The 17,154-nt window shown below is 36.9% G+C and carries 17 protein-coding genes, 1 pseudogene and 1 other annotated feature; of the genes and pseudogenes, 13 read left to right on the top strand and 5 right to left on the bottom strand.

The features are described 5' to 3' along the window. The 3 genes and pseudogenes from KI369_RS29450 to KI369_RS29445 all read left to right on the top strand — a co-directional run. The coding region (locus tag KI369_RS29450; RefSeq protein WP_238484904.1) for a DUF6973 domain-containing protein at positions 1–655 on the top strand (655 nt) is incomplete at its 5' end. 123 nt (positions 656–778) lie between these two features. Beyond that, a complete protein-coding gene (locus KI369_RS06850) occupies positions 779–997 on the top strand; it encodes a hypothetical protein (RefSeq protein ID WP_212955494.1) in 219 nt (72 codons plus the stop codon). Positions 998–1,080: 83 nt separating this feature from the next. After that, positions 1,081–1,422, top strand: a pseudogene (locus tag KI369_RS29445) (DNA topoisomerase III); the annotation flags it as partial. A gap of 10 nt (positions 1,423–1,432) precedes the next feature. Here KI369_RS29445 and KI369_RS06840 read toward each other — a convergent pair. From KI369_RS06840 to mnmL, 5 genes are all read right to left on the bottom strand, one after another. Continuing rightward, the gene (locus tag KI369_RS06840) at positions 1,433–2,107 is read right to left on the bottom strand and encodes an aspartate/glutamate racemase family protein (RefSeq protein WP_212955492.1); all 675 of its coding nucleotides are present in this window, start codon (positions 2,105–2,107) and stop codon (positions 1,433–1,435) included. A 24-nt stretch (positions 2,108–2,131) separates the two neighbouring features. Beyond that, positions 2,132–2,812 (bottom strand): ABC transporter permease, encoded by a 681-nt coding sequence (locus tag KI369_RS06835; RefSeq protein ID WP_212955491.1) that lies wholly within the window; start codon positions 2,810–2,812, stop codon positions 2,132–2,134. An 18-nt stretch (positions 2,813–2,830) separates the two neighbouring features. Continuing rightward, positions 2,831–3,664: an ABC transporter ATP-binding protein gene (locus tag KI369_RS06830; RefSeq protein WP_212955490.1), complete on the bottom strand. Its 834-nt coding sequence runs from the start codon at positions 3,662–3,664 to the stop codon at positions 2,831–2,833. Positions 3,665–3,910: 246 nt separating this feature from the next. Continuing rightward, positions 3,911–4,483 (bottom strand): tRNA 5-(aminomethyl)-2-thiouridylate-methyltransferase MnmM, encoded by a 573-nt coding sequence (gene mnmM / locus KI369_RS06825; RefSeq protein ID WP_212955489.1) that lies wholly within the window; start codon positions 4,481–4,483, stop codon positions 3,911–3,913. After that, entirely contained in the window at positions 4,480–5,439 is a 960-nt protein-coding gene (mnmL, locus tag KI369_RS06820) for a tRNA modification radical SAM protein MnmL/YtqA (RefSeq protein ID WP_212955488.1), read from the bottom strand. Before mnmL ends, mnmM begins: the two co-directional genes overlap by 4 nt. A 111-nt stretch (positions 5,440–5,550) precedes the next feature. Between mnmL and KI369_RS06815 the strand changes: the two genes are divergently transcribed. The 10 genes from KI369_RS06815 to leuS all read left to right on the top strand — a co-directional run bounded on the left by KI369_RS06815 (position 5,551) and on the right by leuS (position 17,146). Beyond that, complete coding sequence (locus tag KI369_RS06815; RefSeq protein ID WP_088316425.1) at positions 5,551–5,814, top strand: YtzC family protein; 264 nt, start codon at positions 5,551–5,553, stop codon at positions 5,812–5,814. A gap of 15 nt (positions 5,815–5,829) precedes the next feature. Continuing rightward, positions 5,830–5,979, top strand: coding sequence for a hypothetical protein (locus KI369_RS06810; protein WP_001129345.1), 150 nt, complete (start codon positions 5,830–5,832; stop codon positions 5,977–5,979). A gap of 136 nt (positions 5,980–6,115) precedes the next feature. Beyond that, the gene (locus KI369_RS06805; protein ID WP_212955487.1) at positions 6,116–7,138 is read left to right on the top strand and encodes a DUF418 domain-containing protein; all 1,023 of its coding nucleotides are present in this window, start codon (positions 6,116–6,118) and stop codon (positions 7,136–7,138) included. Between the two features lie 384 nt (positions 7,139–7,522). Further along, entirely contained in the window at positions 7,523–8,284 is a 762-nt protein-coding gene (locus KI369_RS06800; protein WP_212955486.1) for an ABC transporter ATP-binding protein, read from the top strand. A gap of 17 nt (positions 8,285–8,301) precedes the next feature. Further along, positions 8,302–10,161, top strand: coding sequence for an FtsX-like permease family protein (locus KI369_RS06795; protein ID WP_212955485.1), 1,860 nt, complete (start codon positions 8,302–8,304; stop codon positions 10,159–10,161). A 327-nt stretch (positions 10,162–10,488) separates the two neighbouring features. Then, positions 10,489–11,055: a tyrosine-type recombinase/integrase gene (locus KI369_RS06790; RefSeq protein ID WP_212955484.1), complete on the top strand. Its 567-nt coding sequence runs from the start codon at positions 10,489–10,491 to the stop codon at positions 11,053–11,055. Positions 11,056–11,089: 34 nt separating this feature from the next. Beyond that, positions 11,090–11,587 carry a cation:proton antiporter regulatory subunit gene (locus KI369_RS06785; protein WP_212955483.1) on the top strand — a complete coding sequence of 166 codons (498 nt, stop codon included), beginning with the start codon at positions 11,090–11,092 and terminating at the stop codon, positions 11,585–11,587. 3 nt (positions 11,588–11,590) lie between these two features. After that, positions 11,591–12,814 carry a cation:proton antiporter gene (locus KI369_RS06780; protein ID WP_212955482.1) on the top strand — a complete coding sequence of 408 codons (1,224 nt, stop codon included), beginning with the start codon at positions 11,591–11,593 and terminating at the stop codon, positions 12,812–12,814. 257 nt (positions 12,815–13,071) lie between these two features. Next, on the top strand, positions 13,072–14,265 hold the full coding sequence (locus tag KI369_RS06775; protein WP_144612185.1) for an MDR family MFS transporter: 1,194 nt from the start codon (positions 13,072–13,074) through the stop codon (positions 14,263–14,265). Positions 14,266–14,452: 187 nt separating this feature from the next. Then, positions 14,453–14,672: a binding site (T-box leader), on the top strand. Positions 14,673–14,737: 65 nt separating this feature from the next. Beyond that, positions 14,738–17,146 carry a leucine--tRNA ligase gene (gene leuS / locus KI369_RS06770; RefSeq protein WP_071736618.1) on the top strand — a complete coding sequence of 803 codons (2,409 nt, stop codon included), beginning with the start codon at positions 14,738–14,740 and terminating at the stop codon, positions 17,144–17,146. The last annotated feature ends 8 nt before the right edge of the window (positions 17,147–17,154 follow it).

The following is a 17,154-nucleotide window of genomic DNA, read 5'->3' as shown; positions in this document are numbered from 1 at the left end:
AAATGAATTGAAAGAAACGGGGGAAGAATATTTAAGTGAAGAAGAGGTAAGGTCAATCGATCCATATCAATTAAATTTGATATTTAAAGAATTAAAAGATGAGATAAAGAATGGGAAATATACTCATGCTGAATTGAATCAAATTGCTAGTGACAAGATAAAAAATAGCACAGCAAAATCCCCTAGTTTATATGGTTACGATATACCAGGAATGCCTGATTTAACAGAAGCGGAAATTTCGTTAGCAAAGAGGCATCCTATTGAATTCGTAACTTATGGAGGATGTTCAATTGATGCTCTTAATGAAGCAAAGAAATATTATGGTGGTGATCAACTTACTAAAGGAAATGGTGATGCGTTTAGACATGCTTATTGGAATGCGATTTTAGTTCCGAACATGGGTGGTTCTAGTGGTGCTGTATATGGCGAAGAAAGAGCAAAAGCTTGGACTGATGCTCATGAACAATATTCTGTTGGTATTGATAAAGAAATGGATCTTCATAATAATTGGTTTGGAAGATCTGTAGCAATGAATAATTATTATTGGACTACGTCAAAATATAGCAGTTACATGAGAGAAAGAGTGAGTAAAGGTTCTTTAGCACGAATAGTTAATAATCAATTAGTGGCGACAAATGGTGTTACTGGTAAGTAATGCACAGAATGAATGTGAGAAGAAGTAAGTATCCTATAGTATTGTCTTTATATTTTACTTAGTGATATTCTTTAAATTAACACCTTGAAAATACATATTTGCATAAAAAAGGAGACAAAGATTTTGAAAAAGAATTTAATACTGATTTTTTGTCTATCTATTTTATTCATATTGTCTGCTTGTCAAAAAGAATACAAAGGAAAATATGTGAAATGGGGCGACACTGTAGAAACTGTTGACACAAAAAGATTTGAAAGAAACAACATTCCATATAAAGTAGAGGACAATAAGGTGTATGTTCCAGAAGATGCATTTGATGATGCTATAGTATGTTGTTCTTAGGAAGTTGCGTTCTATGAATAGGTAGCAGTAAAACTCCAACATGGTGCTATGTTGGAGTTTACTAAATTTGAGAGGGTGAAGCAATTGCGAGGTTACTCATTCAACAAGCAGGATGTACAAATAAAAACAGAACCGCTTGTGGATCAATAGTTTAGAAGTAGAGGATATTAAAAAAGGTTTTCAGAATTTAAAGCCTGGTTCAGATTATGAGCGCATGTTCGCTGAAGTGCAAGTACATCAAATTAGCGATTGGATTATTGGAATGAATGCTAGTAAGTTATATACACTTTTCTTTCTTTGAATTGGAAGCGCAATTTACTTTTGAAAACGGTGTATACAAAGGACGTTATAAAGGGAGATTTACAACTAAAGGTGAATTAATGAACTTACTGCAGCAACATAATCTTTCTGAAAACAATAGCCAGTAAGGTATATTCATTTGGACCCCATTATATTTTTTGCATACATCTCAACAACCGCCTCAGCAAGACATTGAGAAGAATCAACAAAATCCTCAATCGCCACCACATTCAAATCAGTACATGCAATAATTGCGGTATCAACTTCCTCTCTCAATTGTAAAACGAGCGCATTCCACAATTCGCGAGCTTCTTCAACTTTTCCACTTTTAATATAAGTAATAATTTGATTAATCATTTCCTGCCATTTTTCATGATGAATGTACTCTATATTACGTTTTACAATCCCATCTTGGTAAATTCCAGCTTGAACAGTTGCTTCCGTTGCGAGAAGAGCGACTCTTTTGGCAGTTTCAGGAATCGCTTTTAACGTCTCATCAACTATATTCAAAATAGGAATAGAAAGAGAACGCTGTAATTCATCAAAATAAAGATGCGCCGTATTGCAAGGCATAGCGATAAATTCTACGCCAGTACTCTCGAGTTTTTGTGCGCCATCAATAATCGCTTTTTTCATCGCTTCGTGATCAATAGGGCGATCCATGTAAAACGGTGTTGGGCACGAATAAATCATCATATGAGGAAAGTCTATATCATGTTTTGCTCCGTATATTGTTTGGCATTCTGCTACAACTGTATCGACGAATGGTCCAGTTGATTTTGGCCCCATTCCTGCTAGTATTCCGATCATTGTTTCGTCTCCTTTAATATGTAATTAAAAACGTTTTTTGCGAACGATAAAAAGGAATAAGGTAAATAATAAAAATGAATATACGATAGCCCAAGCTGTGAGCCATAAAGTGTGAGTCAGTATATTATATTTGTATTGTCCAAGCATTAGAAAGCTTTCGACAGGTGGTAAAAACCATAGTAACTCTTTTTTAAACCGGATAGATGCGATCGTTATAAGCAATATAAATATAAGGCTAAGCCAAGCAGTGCTTGCTTTTGGAATCATATTTCTAGTAAATAAAGTTGCGATTGAAATTCCTAGTATAGAGAAAGACATGTGAGCGAGAAATCCGACTAAAAATAAAGAAACTGTCATTTCTTCATTAAACATTTGCAAAATAATTGGGTAGAGTACGGATATAAAAGATAACACAGTACAAATGAGAAGAGCCGTAATGTATTTACCAACATATAGTGCAGAAATATTATTTGTGTGAGAAATAGTAATTTGTTCTTGTACAGGGTCTTCCGTATGAAAAATTGTGACCGTAATCCAGGCAGATAATAAATAAAGTGCGAGTGCTGTTTCTAAATATGTCGGTACAATAGGAGTCGGTTTATATGTATATACAAAAAGTAAGCTCACAAAGTACATCGCAATAGGAGGGACGTACTTATACGATTTTGTATAGTCGAGAAAATGGTAACGAATAAGCGCGAACATAATAAACCTTCTTTCGATTTAAAAGTTAGGTTGTAACAGTGTGATAGATGCTTTTTTATGTAATAAAAACTGAAGTATGTCATTTGTATATTCTTTTTTGATTTGTAATTGAATCAGATTTTGATTTGAATTGTGTGCAACGTGTATAAATCCTAATTGTTTCTGTAGTTCTATAGCTGAAAATGTTTCGTGAACGATTGCCTCAATATAGACTTGTTCTGCTCCTTTTTGTGCAGAGATATTTTCTGCAATTGTATGATTTGCTAACGTCACAATTTTATCGGCGAAGTTTTCTAGTAGCTGTTTTTCGTGACATGTGAAGAGTATAGATATGCCTTGTTGTTTTAATGAGAGTAAAATATGTTCTAATTCTTGCTGAGAGTTCGGATCGAGCCCGGAAAGAGGTTCGTCTAAAATTAATAAATGTACGTCCGTAAGTAATGCTTGCATAATGCCTGTTTTTTGTTTCATGCCTTTTGAAAAGTTTCGTACAACGGAATGCCTTGCATGATGTAGGTGAAAAGATTGAAGAAGCAGCGGAATTTTATCTTTTACATATTTTGTTGATAGGCCGTGAATGTGGCCGAGATGATATAGATAATCTTCTAATGTAAAACGAATCCCTTCAGGAAAATGTTCAGGTACATAACCGATTTGTATATGTTCTTTCCTCTGAATTGTCCCTGCCGTAGGTGAAATAAAGCCTGCAATTATTTTGAGTAGAGTACTTTTTCCAGTCCCGTTCCCGCCGATAATAGCGAGTGCTTCTCCTTTTGGAATGGATAAATCAATGTTGTCTAGTATAAGTGATTTGCCATACTTCTTTTGAATTCCCCTTAGTTCTACTAGCAAAGTTCTATCCTTCTTTCTTTAAATAGTGTATATATCCATTATATAGGAGAATAACAAAAAGACGTGCAATGAGTGCACGTCTTTTTTTGTTATGTTTTGTCGATAAGTCAATATAGTGTGTCGAATCGTCGATATATTACCCCGCATTAACGGGCAGAAAAACTCCCACCTTAAAATTCGCCTGGAGCAAAGATGTTAGGTGGGAGATAAATGGCCTATAAATGCCCCACTGATTAAAGTTTCACTTTATCGCTTCTCAATCGCCACAATAAATGGCGGGTTGTTTTGTTGGTTAATGAAGCCATATCGCAGTACGTGTGCTTGTTTTTGGTCTAATTCTTCAGCAAATTTGAGAACAGCGTCGCGTTCTACTTGTCCTTCTGGGTGTCCGTGGTAAATAACAAGGACGATGATACCTTCAGGTGCCATTACTTCTAATAATTGCTCGATTGCCGAAATTGTTGAGTTCGGTTTTGTAACGATATGCTTGTCTCCGCCTGGAAGGTAACCTAAGTTGAAGATTGCGCCTGTTACTTTTCCTTTTGCATCTTCTGGTAGTACGGATAGAAGCGTATCGTGACTATCGTGAACTAAAACAGTACGTTCAAAAAGCTCTTTTTCTTTTAGACGGATAGTAGAGCTTTCAATTGCTTCTTTTTGAATATCAAATCCAAATACTTTTCCGTTATCCCCAACGATTTCAGCTAGGAGGCAAGTGTCATGACCATTGCCGAGCGTTGCATCTACAGCGTAATCGCCTTCTTTAACAGCCGTTTGCAGAAGCGAGCGAGCAAACGGTAATACACGTTCTAATTTCATTGTTGTTTCTCCTCATTTGCATATTTTCCTTGCCAGCTTCCGCGGCGTACAAATTCTGCATCGATGGAATTTAATACTTCCCATTTATTTAAGCTCCACATTGGACCAATCATTAAATCGGGTGGACCGTCACCTGTGATGCGGTGCACAATTACGTCTTCTGGAATCATTTCAAGTTGGTCAACAACGAGACTTACGTAATCCTGAAGAGAAAGGAACTCGAGTTGTCCTTTTTCATATTGTTTCACCATTGGCGTTCCTTTTAATAAATGAAGTAAATGAATTTTAATTCCTTGTACATCAAGCTTCGCTACTTCACGAGCTGTTTCCATCATCATGTCGTAATCTTCAAGTGGAAGACCGTTAATAATATGAGAGCAAACTTTAATGCCGTGTTTGCGTAATTTATTTACGCCTTCCACATAAGACGGATAATCATGGGCGCGATTAATAAGATTTGCAGTTCGTTCGTGAACGGTTTGTAAACCGAGTTCAACCCAAAGGTATGTGCGTTTATTTAAGTCCGCTAAATATTCAACAACATCGTCCGGTAAACAATCTGGACGAGTTGCGATAGAAAGACCAACAACGTCTTTTTCTGCTAGAAGCGGTTCAAATTTTTCTTTTAACACTTCAAGTGGTGCATGTGTATTTGTGTACGCCTGGAAATAAGCGATACATTTTCCGTCTTTCCACTTTGAGCGCATTTTTTCTTTCATTTCATGATATTGCGTTATAACATCATCGCGGCGATCACCAGCGAAGTCACCAGATCCGGCAGCACTGCAAAATGTACAACCGCCATAAGCAACTGTACCGTCACGGTTCGGGCAATCGAAGCCAGCGTCTAATGAAACTTTAAAGATTTTTTCACCAAATTCATTTCGTAAATGGTAATTCCATGTATGATAACGTTTATTGTCGTTTGAATATGGAAAAGGGTTTTGAACCTTCATTACTTTCCCTCCTAAGCCGAGTCAAAATGAAACAAAATCCATTATAACATACTCATAAGGTAGAGATGGAAGGGACACACTAAAGGGGAATTGAAGCAAGGAGGGACAATTATGGCAGAGCGTCAATCACTTGAATCGTATATTACACAAGCGGAGCAAGCTGTGGAATATGCGAAAGAACAATTAGATCTTGGTATGAGACAAGAGCATTATAATACGATGGAGTATGCAGATGCGCAGTTACAATTAGAACAAGCATATAACGATTTACAAACGATGCAGCAACATGCGAATGATGAGCAACGTGAGCAATTAAATAGGGCACGCATGGCAATTCGCCAACTGCAACATCAAATGATTATTACACCGCACTAATAAGGAGTGAATGTAATGGCGAAACGTTCAGATCAAAATAATCCAGAGCAAAAAACACAAAATGGACATAACGCTGAGTTTTCAAATGAACTTGATCCAGTTGTTCAAGTGAAACAGCGTAATAGTAAAAAAGGACAACCTCAAAGATCAAAGCAATCAGAGTAAACCAGGTCGCAATATGACCTGGTTTTATTTTGCTATATGACAATAATGTAAGATTCCTGTAAGGTTTGCCGATAGTTGTAAGCTTACTTTTCCAGTAGAGTAAGGGAGGATTAAATTTTGGACAAGGAGCTGCTTTATGGGGAACAATATTACAAACAAACGAATTGATGAGTTAGATTACATTCGTGGCTTCGCACTACTGGGGATTATTTTAGTAAATATTCTCGCATTACTTAACATTAAAATTCCAAATCCTAATACAGTAGATGCTAGTTATCAAAGGTTTTTATACTTATTTGTAGAAGGTCGTTTCTTCTCAATCTTCTCATTTTTATTTGGAGTGGGATTCTATATCTTTATCTCTAGAGCAATCGCAAAGGGGAAAAATGGATACGTTCTATTTCTACGCCGCTTAGCTGCACTATTTATTTTCGGTTTGATTCATCAAATGTTTCAGCCTGGAGAAGCACTAGCGTTATACGCAATTTGCGGGTTAATTGTTTTACCGTTTTATAAGGCGAAAAAAGAAGTGAACCTAGTACTAGGGCTTATTTTAACGATTACCTTCAGTGTAATGGGAGCGAAAGAACTATTACCACTTGGCTTAATTTTATTAGGGCTTGCTGCAGGACAGTATCGTGTATTTGAAAATCTTACACAAAATATAAAGAAAGTCGCTATTTTTACAGGTATTATGTTTGTTTTAAGTGTCATAGCTGTATGGTATCAATATGGGCACGTGCCTGCTGAGCCATTTGTAAATATGATACTGATGAATGAGGACGGAACAATGGATGCTGCAGGCCAATTTTTAAAAATTGGTATTACAGTTGGACCAGTCATTTCAGCTTTCTATGTGGGAGCATTAATTTTATTACTTCAATTAAAACCAGTTCAAACATTGTTAGCACCACTGAAATACTACGGTCGTATGGCTTTAACGAATTATATTGGACAAACTGCAATGATTTTAATTGCAGGTAGTGTATTTAACTTTGCAGGAAACTTAACATACATGCAGACACTATATGTGTGTATCGCAATTTATGCAATTCAAATTGTATTTAGTATGATTTGGATGAAAATCTTTAAAATGGGTCCACTAGAATGGATTTGGCGTGTTATTACGTACTGGACGGTAACACCTTTAAAGAAATAAAGTGAAACTTTAATCAGTGGGGGGGGTTCTTTATCCCCCACTGATTATTAGTTGAACCAATCGGACTTTTATGGGCAGTTGATCCCCCACCTAACTTCTTTGCTTTCGCTGAATTTGGAGGTTGGGGTCTTACTGCCCATTAAAGCGGGGTAAAGAGAGAAGTGGGCTGTTCCTTTTGCGGAACAGCCCTTTTTTATTATCATCTTTTTCGGTCAGTCGATATTACTTGTTGAATCGCCAATAAAATTTCGTTTACGAATGAACCTTACACACTCATCCTTTTTATCTTACAAAACTGTAAGGTAATTGTAATGTTAACAAATAGCAGTTCAGCTCCAAAAGGCGCAAAATAGGTAATGGAAAAACAAGCGTAGGAGGATATATATGACGAAACCAGTTGTAGACGTGAAGAACGTTCAAAAAGTGTACGGTAAAAAAGGTGAGAATCAATCACACGCATTAAAAGGTGTATCATTCTCAATTCAAGAGGGTGAGTTTGTTGGGATTATGGGACCATCTGGTTCTGGTAAAACAACATTACTAAATGTAATTTCAACGCTTGATAAAGCAACGGGCGGAGTTGTTGAAATTGCAGGAACGGATATTACGAAAATGAAGCAAGGTGAGCTTTCTGATTTCCGCTCACAAAAGTTAGGATTCATCTTCCAAGACTTTAACTTATTGGAGAACTTATCTATTTACGAAAACATTGCATTGCCACTTTCACTTCAAGGTGTTGCATCTCGTAATATTGGGCCGAAAGTAGAAAAGGTAGCTGATATGTTAGGAATTTCAGCAATTCTTCAAAAGTACCCATCTGAAGTATCTGGTGGACAAAAGCAACGTTCAGCAGCGGCGCGCGCTTTAGTACATGAGCCGGCAATTATTTTAGGGGACGAGCCAACAGGAGCTCTTGATTCTAAAAATGCGACGAGTTTACTTGATGCGATGACAAACTTAAATCAAGATCAAGGCGTATCTATTATGATGGTTACACATGATCCGTTTAGTGCAAGTTACTGTCAGCGTATTTTATTCATTCAAGATGGTGAGCTATATAAAGAAATTCATCGCGGTGGTACACGTGAAGAGTTTTATAAAGAAATTTTAGATGTGCTTGCAGACTTAGGCACACAAAAAGCGTAAGAAAGGAGGTCTAGGGCATGTTATTTAAACTTTCCATGTCAGGACTAAAAAGTAAGCTGAAAGATTATATCGTCTTACTTGTTGGTCTTGTCATGTCCATTTCAATTTTTTATATGTTTCAAACGTTAGCGTTAAACGAAGCCTTCCTTAAGGAAAATTCTACTATTGGTCAAATTGGATTTGTATTCCAAGCAGGTTCATTTTTACTCGCTATTATAACGTTCTTCTATATTTTGTATGCGAACTCTTTCTTACTATCTCTTCGTCAAAAAGAGTTTGGTATGTATATGATGTTAGGAGCAAAAAAGCATAAAGTTACATTACTTATGTTTATCGAAACAATCGTATTAGGCGCTGCGTCTCTTGCAATTGGTATTATAGTTGGTGTAGGACTTGCAGAAGGTATTGGACAGTTATTAATGAAACAATTAGAATTTGCTGGTAAAGGCTATAAAGCATTTTATTTACCATCAATGACTGTTACGTGCATCTTCTTCTTTGCACTATTTGTATTATCAGCAATTATGAACAGTATTAAATTATCACGTATTTCTGTACTGCAACTTGTACATGCAGACGCACAAACAGAACGTGTTGCAGTAAAAGGAAAAATGACAGGTTTAGTCGCATTGCTTGCAGTTATTTTATTAGGTATTGGCTATGCATCAATGATTTACATGGAAAAACTAAGGGAAATGGGAATCCTTATTGCATTAATTACAACGACAGTTGGTACTTACATGCTATTTGGATCACTTCTTCCGGTTATTATTAAAAAGTTAAAAGGTAATAAAAAGCGTAGTGAAAAAGGGCTTAACGCTTTTACATTTGCACAATTAAATTTCCGTATTAATAGTTTAACAAAGGTTCTTGCTACGGTAGCGATGTTAGTTGCTCTTGGAGCCGGTGCCATTTCAGGTGGTATGGCGTTTAAAAATAACGTTATAAAAATGGTTGATGGTTTCGTAATATATGATTCAGTAGTTCATAATCCAACTGCTGAAGAAAAGAAAATTTTAGATGATATTACATTTAAAGAGAAAAGCGAATATCGTTACAAAGTCGATGATAAATACGTTTATTATGTAAAAGAGGATTTAGAGAAAAATCGTCCTTTAGTAAAAGATATGGAAAACATGAAGTCGATGAAAGATTTAGTGAAAACGAAAAAAGTTTCAGAGGAACTACCAGTGGGTGCAGTTGCTAGAGAAATGAATGAAAAAGATGCGAACGCTAAAGAACTTCCACAACAATGGGACGAGGCTTTTAGAACAATCGAGCCATTCTACGTACATGAAGATCATGCAATTAAAATTGTAGATCAAAAAATGTACGATACTGTAAATGGTAAAGAAGGAATTGTATTTACTGGAAAAACAGATGATTTTGAAGCGCACAAAAAAGAATGGAAAAAACTTGACGAGTTGCAGCTAGATAAATATAAAAATGTAAAAGGTGAAAGATTAGATAGTAAATATCAAGCTTACGACATGTTCTATGGCGTTGCGAGCGGAACAGTGTTTATGGGATTCTTCCTTGGAATTGCTTTCTTAGCAATGATGGCAAGTTGTCTCATGTTTAAAATTCTTTCAGGTGCATCAAAAGATATTACGCGTTATCAAATGCTTCGTAAAATTGGAGTGCGCCGTGAATTATTAACAAAATCGATTTATAAAGAGTTATTCTTAGTATTCCTATTCCCAGCAATTGTAGGTATTGCTCACGTATTAGTTGGTATGAATATTTTCGGATTTATTTTAATCGATCCGTACTTCCGTATTTGGGTACCAATCATAATTTTCGTAGTTATTTACACGATTTATTACTTCATTACCGTTCAATTGTATAAAGGAATTGTTCTTCCGAAAGAAGAGTAATAAAAAACCGAGCGAAACTGCTCGGTTTTTTATTATTTTCAGAAAAATACTTTAATGTTACTGAAATATATAATATAATATAAATAAGTAACATAATATAAAAGTAGAAGCAGCTGAAAAATGAAAGGAGGAATCCGATCTGTAGAAGGAGGCTGAACTTGTACCCCCCTATTATTCCTACCCCACTGTATTTGCACAATTGTAAATTTCCAACCTAAAGATATATTGAAAAATAATGGATAATACATGGAAATCCCATAGCATGATAAGGTAAAATGGACAACATGATGAGAAAATTACCGTTCATAAGATGAGGAGAATACGTGTATGGAAGTTGTAGAGGCATTAAAAGATATAAGCCAAATTGAGGCTATGAAAAAGTATTTAAAAGAGCACTCGCAGCGAGATTATCTTTTATTTGTTATAGGAATTAACACAGGATTAAAAATTACTGAGCTACTGAGTATGAAATTTGAAGAGGTATTACATGAAGATGGAACTGTTAAAGAGTTTTACTCTCTTCCTGTGAAAGATGAAAAGTTTAAACAAGATATTTATTTAAATACAAAAGTAAAAGAAGCCCTTTTAGAGTACGTACAATCTATTGATGCGCAAAGAGAAAACTACGTATTTCAATCTAATAAAACGACAAATTCAATCTCACGCCAACAAGCGTATCGCGTCATTCATAGCGCAGCGGAAGCGGTTGGGATTGTTGGGAAGATTGGAACGAACTCAATGCGAAAAACATTTGGATTCCATGCGTACAAAAGAGGAATAGCGATTGCGTTATTGCAAAAGCATTTTCATCATGCTACTCCATCAGAGACACTCAAGTATTTAGGAATCTCAAAAGATGAGAAGTTTAAAACTGAGATTGATGTAGATTTGTAAAAGCCGTAACTAAAAACTTTAGGAGGCGGAAAATATGAATATTAGAGAGAGTGAACTGCCGGGCATTGGATGTAAATTTGAAGTGATAACAAAAGGTAATGAAAAAATGGTTATTGTGATTCATGATGATGGCCGAAGAGAAATGTATCATTTTGATGCGGATCACGATGAAAGTGTTTCAAGCATTTCTCTTCGTGATTCTGAAGCGAGACAAATTGCGGCTATATTAGGCGGAATGGTATATAGACCGCAAGCGTTAGACACAATTGAGATGGCTTTTGAAGGATTATCAATTGAATGGTTTAAGGTGGAGAATCATGCACCAGTCGTACAACAAACAATCGGTAGCTTACATGTCAGAAAAACATATAACGTAACGATTATTGCTATTTTGAAAAAGAATATGAAGAAATTCTTTAATCCAGGTCCAGATTCTATTATTGAAGCTGGCGACATGCTCGTATTGTCAGGCGAAAGACATGAAGTGAAAAGAATTATTAATGAATTGCTTTCAGCAGGAGGTGATTCCTAATCGATGGATACTTTAATCTTTGAAGTTGGAACTGCTTTAGTATTAGTAGCTTTTGCAGCTATCCTCGCTGCGAAGTTAAAGTTCTCGATTATTCCGTTTCTCATTATACTCGGTATGTTAGTGGGGCCTCATGCCCCAGATTTAGGACTTATCGATTTAAGGTTTATTGAAAGCGGAGAAGTTATTTCCTTCCTCGGCCGTGTTGGCGTCATATTCCTCTTATTCTACTTAGGCTTAGAATTCTCAATAAAAAAATTAATTAAATCAGGAAAGTCGATTGCTTTTGGAGGTAGTGTTCATATATCGCTTAATTTTATATTAGGTTTGCTTTATGGATATGTGATGGGCTTCCCATTGTTAGAAACGTTAATTATTGCTGGAATCATTACAATTTCATCAAGTGCAATTGTTGCAAAAGTAATTGTTGATTTAAGAAGATCTGGTAATAAAGAGACTGAATTAATATTAGGAATCATTATGTTTGATGATATCTTTTTAGCTGTATATTTATCAGTCGTTTCAGGGTTAGTGCTCGGTGGTGCAACATCATTTGTCGGTGCTCTTACATCAGTATTAATCGCAGTAGGATATATGCTCCTATTCTTTATAATTGCTAGAAAAGCTACACCGTTTCTAAATAAAGTATTAGATATTTCGTCAAATGAAATTTTTATTATCGTAATATTCGCCATTTTATTCTTTGTAGCAGGATTTTCAGAAACGATTCATGTTGCTGAGGCAATTGGAGCATTATTGTTAGGGCTCGTTTTTTCTGAAACAGAGCATAGTGATCGGATTGAGCATCTCGTCGTCCCGTTTCGTGATTTCTTTGGAGCTATATTCTTTTTCAGCTTCGGTTTAAGTATAGATCCGTTTTCACTTGGAGGAGCAGTGTGGTTGGCGTTAGGAGCAGTTCTTATTACACTCATCGGTAATTTTACGGCTGGAATGATGGCGGGACGTAAAGCTGGGTTATCGCATAAAGCTTCTACGAATATTGGATTAACTCTCGTATCACGCGGAGAGTTCTCCATTATTGTAGCGAATATCGGCATTGCGGGTGGCTTAATGGCAGCGATTAAACCGTTCTCTGCACTATACGTTTTAATATTAGCATCGTTAGGTCCGTTATTAACGAAGGAGTCTGGGAGAATATACTCTCTACTAGATAAAATATTTAAATGGAGCGCTAAGGAACGAGCGAAGCGAGAAAAAGAAGTTGGATAGTATAAATAAGGGGAGACTGTATGAACTTCATGTAGCCTCTCCTTTCTTATATATTGTTACTGATGTCCTTTTTTGTCGGTAAGCCGATATATTTTAATAATCGCTGATATATTTTTAAGTGGCAATCAATATAATTTCATTTACCAACAAACCGTTATCTGAATTTCATCAACTATTAATCAGTTGCCTTCCTATTTAAAAACGACTACAATTTTACTGTTATAGATGAACGAAAAAATAGAATAGGAGGGGAGACTATGCCAAGGAAAGTATGGCTATTAGTAGCTGGGATGATTATTAATGTCACGGGTGCTTCTTTTTTATGGCCTTTTAATACAATTTATTTGCATGATCACCTAGGGAAATCTTTATCTGTGGCCGGAATGGTATTAATGATCAACTCGCTTACTGGTGTAATCGGAAACTTGCTCGGCGGTGTTTTATTTGATAAATGGGGCGGTTATAAATCAACTTTAGTAGGGATTGTCATTACACTCGTATCAATTTTAGGTCTTGTGTTCTTCCACGGTTGGCCGTTATATGTTGTGTGGCTAGCATTAATCGGATTTGGTTCTGGAATGGTCTTCCCATCGATGTATGCGATGGTCGGTACGGTTTGGCCAGAGGGCGGAAGACGAGCATTTAATGCGATGTATGTTGGACAAAACGTTGGTATTGCGATCGGAACAGCGTGTGGTGGATTAGTTGCATCGTATCGTTTTGATTATATTTTCTTAGCGAACTTTATTTTATACTTTGTTTTCTTCTTAATTGCTTTTATTGGATTCCGTGGTATGGAAGATAAAAAAGAGCCAGGAGTGCAAAAAGAAGTCGAAACGAAAAAAGGCTGGACGCTTACACCTGGATTCAAAGCACTTCTTATCGTATGTGTAGCATATGCTTTATGCTGGGTTACATATGTACAGTGGCAAGGGGCAATTGCAACACATATGCAGGAATTAAATATTAGTCTTCGTCACTACAGTTTATTATGGACGATAAACGGAGCGATGATTGTTTGTGCGCAGCCATTAGTTAGCATGTTAATTCGCTGGATGAAGCGTTCTTTAAAACAACAAATTATGATTGGAATCATCATTTTTGCGGCGTCATTCATTGTATTAAGTCAAGCGCAGCAATTTACGATGTTCCTCGTTGCGATGGTAACATTAACAATTGGTGAGTTATTCGTTTGGCCAGCAGTTCCAACGATTGCAAATATACTTGCGCCAAAAGATAAGTTAGGGTTTTATCAAGGTGTTGTAAATAGTGCAGCGACTGTAGGAAAAATGTTCGGACCGGTCGTTGGCGGAGCGATTGTTGATTTATACAATATGGAAGTATTGTTTATAGCAATCATGGTAATGCTTGTAGTAGCGATTATAGCAACGAGCATGTATGATAAGCGAGTAAAAGTAGAAGAAACAGTTGAAGAAAAAATTGCAGTTTAGTTTGACGGAACATGTAACATGTTTTAGAATATATTTAAATAAAACAACCTTTGGAACAAGGGAGATAGCTCGGCTGTCTAAAGACGAATTCGTTAGTTATTAAGAGTAACGATTAACCGAGAAGCCCCGCTTTAAGTAAGCTCTTAAGAGATACGAGGCGGAGGGTAGTTCACATTAACTCATATTTGTAATAACAGTGAGAAGGAGTAGTAGTAATAGAAGCTGGTTTAGAGAGTTGACGGTCGGTGCAAGTCAATCCACGTTTCGTTATGAACTCGCCTTTGAGTTGCAGTTGTGAAACTAATAGTAGCAATTGCCGTTAATCCACGTTACGGATCTAAGCGAATGTATATTTGTACATTAATTTAGGGTGGTACCGCGGGAATCTATAACCTCTCGTCCCTTTCTAGGGATGAGAGGTTTTTTGTATTTTGGGCGGTGAAAATAAATAGAATTTCAAGGAGGGTATCTCATGAGCTTTAATCATCAAGATATTGAGAAGAAGTGGCAAGGGCATTGGGAAGAGAATAAAACATTCCGTACGCCAGATGAGACAGAAAAACCAAAATTTTATGCGCTAGATATGTTCCCATATCCATCAGGTGCAGGACTACACGTAGGACATCCAGAAGGTTATACAGCGACAGATATTTTATCTCGTATGAAGCGTATGCAAGGATATAACGTTCTTCATCCAATGGGATGGGATGCATTCGGTCTTCCAGCAGAGCAATATGCACTTGATACTGGAAACAGCCCAGCAGAATTTACAGAGCATAATATTAATACGTTCCGTAACCAAATTAAATCATTAGGTTTCTCTTACGATTGGGACCGTGAAGTAAATACAACAGATCCAAACTACTACAAGTGGACACAATGGATTTTCCTAAAGCTATTTGAAAAAGGCTTAGCTTACGTTGATGAAGTACCTGTAAACTGGTGCCCAGCACTTGGTACGGTACTTGCGAACGAAGAAATTATTGACGGTAAGAGTGAACGCGGTGGACATCCAGTTGAGCGTCGTCCGATGAGACAGTGGATGTTAAAAATTACAGCTTACGGAGATCGTCTATTAGAGGATCTAGATGAGCTTGATTGGCCAGAAAGCTTAAAAGATATGCAACGCAACTGGATCGGTCGTTCTGAAGGTGCAGAAGTACACTTCAACATCGACGGTACAGATGAGAAATTCACAGTTTTCACAACGCGCCCTGATACATTATTCGGTGCAACATACTGTGTACTTGCTCCGGAACATGCACTTGTTGCTGAAATTACAACAGCGGAACAAAAAGAAGCAGTAGAAGCTTACATTAACGCTGTAAAAATGAAGAGTGACCTAGAGCGTACAGAACTTGCAAAAGAAAAAACTGGTGTATTCACTGGTGCTTACGCAGTTAATCCAGTAAACGGTGAGAAATTACCAATCTGGATCGCTGATTACGTTCTTGCAACTTACGGAACGGGCGCTGTAATGGCAGTTCCAGCTCACGATGAGCGTGACTATGAATTCGCATCAGTATTCAATCTTCCAATGAAGGAAGTTGTAAAAGGCGGAGACATTACGAAAGAAGTGTACACAGGTGATGGTGCACACGTAAACTCAGCATTCCTTGATGGTTTAAATAAAGAAGAAGCAATCGCAAAAATGATTGAATGGCTTGAAGTAACAAGCGCAGGAAATCAAAAAGTAACGTACCGTCTACGTGACTGGTTATTCAGCCGTCAACGTTACTGGGGTGAGCCAATTCCAGTAATCCACTGGGAAGATGGCACAATGACAGCTGTGAAAGAAGAAGAATTACCATTAGTTCTTCCGAAAACAGAAAACATCCGTCCTTCAGGTACAGGTGAATCACCACTTGCTAACATTGAAGAGTGGGTAAATGTTGTTGATCCTGAGACTGGTAAAAAAGGTCGTCGTGAAACGAATACAATGCCACAATGGGCTGGTAGCTGCTGGTATTACCTACGTTATATCGATCCAAACAATAGCGAAGCACTTGTAGATCCTGAAAAAGTAAAACAATGGCTTCCAGTTGATATTTATATTGGCGGTGCAGAGCATGCTGTACTTCACTTACTATATGCTCGTTTCTGGCATAAAGTATTATACGATATCGGTGTAGTTCCAACGAAAGAGCCGTTCCAACAATTATTTAACCAAGGTATGATTCTAGGTGAAAACAACGAGAAAATGAGTAAATCAAAAGGTAACGTTGTAAACCCTGATGATATCGTAGCAAGCCACGGTGCAGATACACTTCGTCTATACGAAATGTTCATGGGACCATTAGATGCTTCAATTGCTTGGTCTGAAAATGGTCTTGACGGAGCTCGTCGTTTCCTAGACCGCGTATGGCGTCTATTCATTCAAGATAACGGTGAATTAAGTGAGAAAATTACTGATGCGCCAAATAAAGAGCTTGAAAAAGCTTACCACCAAACAGTGAAGAAAGTAACAGAAGACTATGCAGAGCTTCGCTTCAACACAGCGATTTCTCAAATGATGGTATTCATCAACGATGCATACAAAGCTGAAACACTTCCGAAAGAATATGTAGAAGGTTTCGTAAAAATGATTGCACCAGTTGCACCTCACATCGGGGAAGAACTATGGAGCAAGCTTGGTTACAATGAAACAATCACATATGCAAGCTGGCCAACATTTGATGAGTCTAAACTTGTAGAAGATGAAGTTGAAATCGTTGTTCAAGTTATGGGTAAAGTTCGCGCAAAACTAACAATGAGTAAAGATGCATCAAAAGACGAAATGGAAAAACTTGCACTTGAAGCAATTCAAGACCAAATCGAAGGGAAAACAGTTCGTAAAGTAATTGTTGTTCCTGGAAAACTTGTTAACGTTGTTGCAAACTAATTTATTTT

This window comes from Bacillus sanguinis (genome assembly GCF_018332475.1).
Lineage (GTDB): Bacteria > Bacillota > Bacilli > Bacillales > Bacillaceae_G > Bacillus_A > Bacillus_A sanguinis.
Note: the sequence above shows the minus strand (reverse complement) of the source record. Positions and strands in the feature narration are given on the sequence as shown.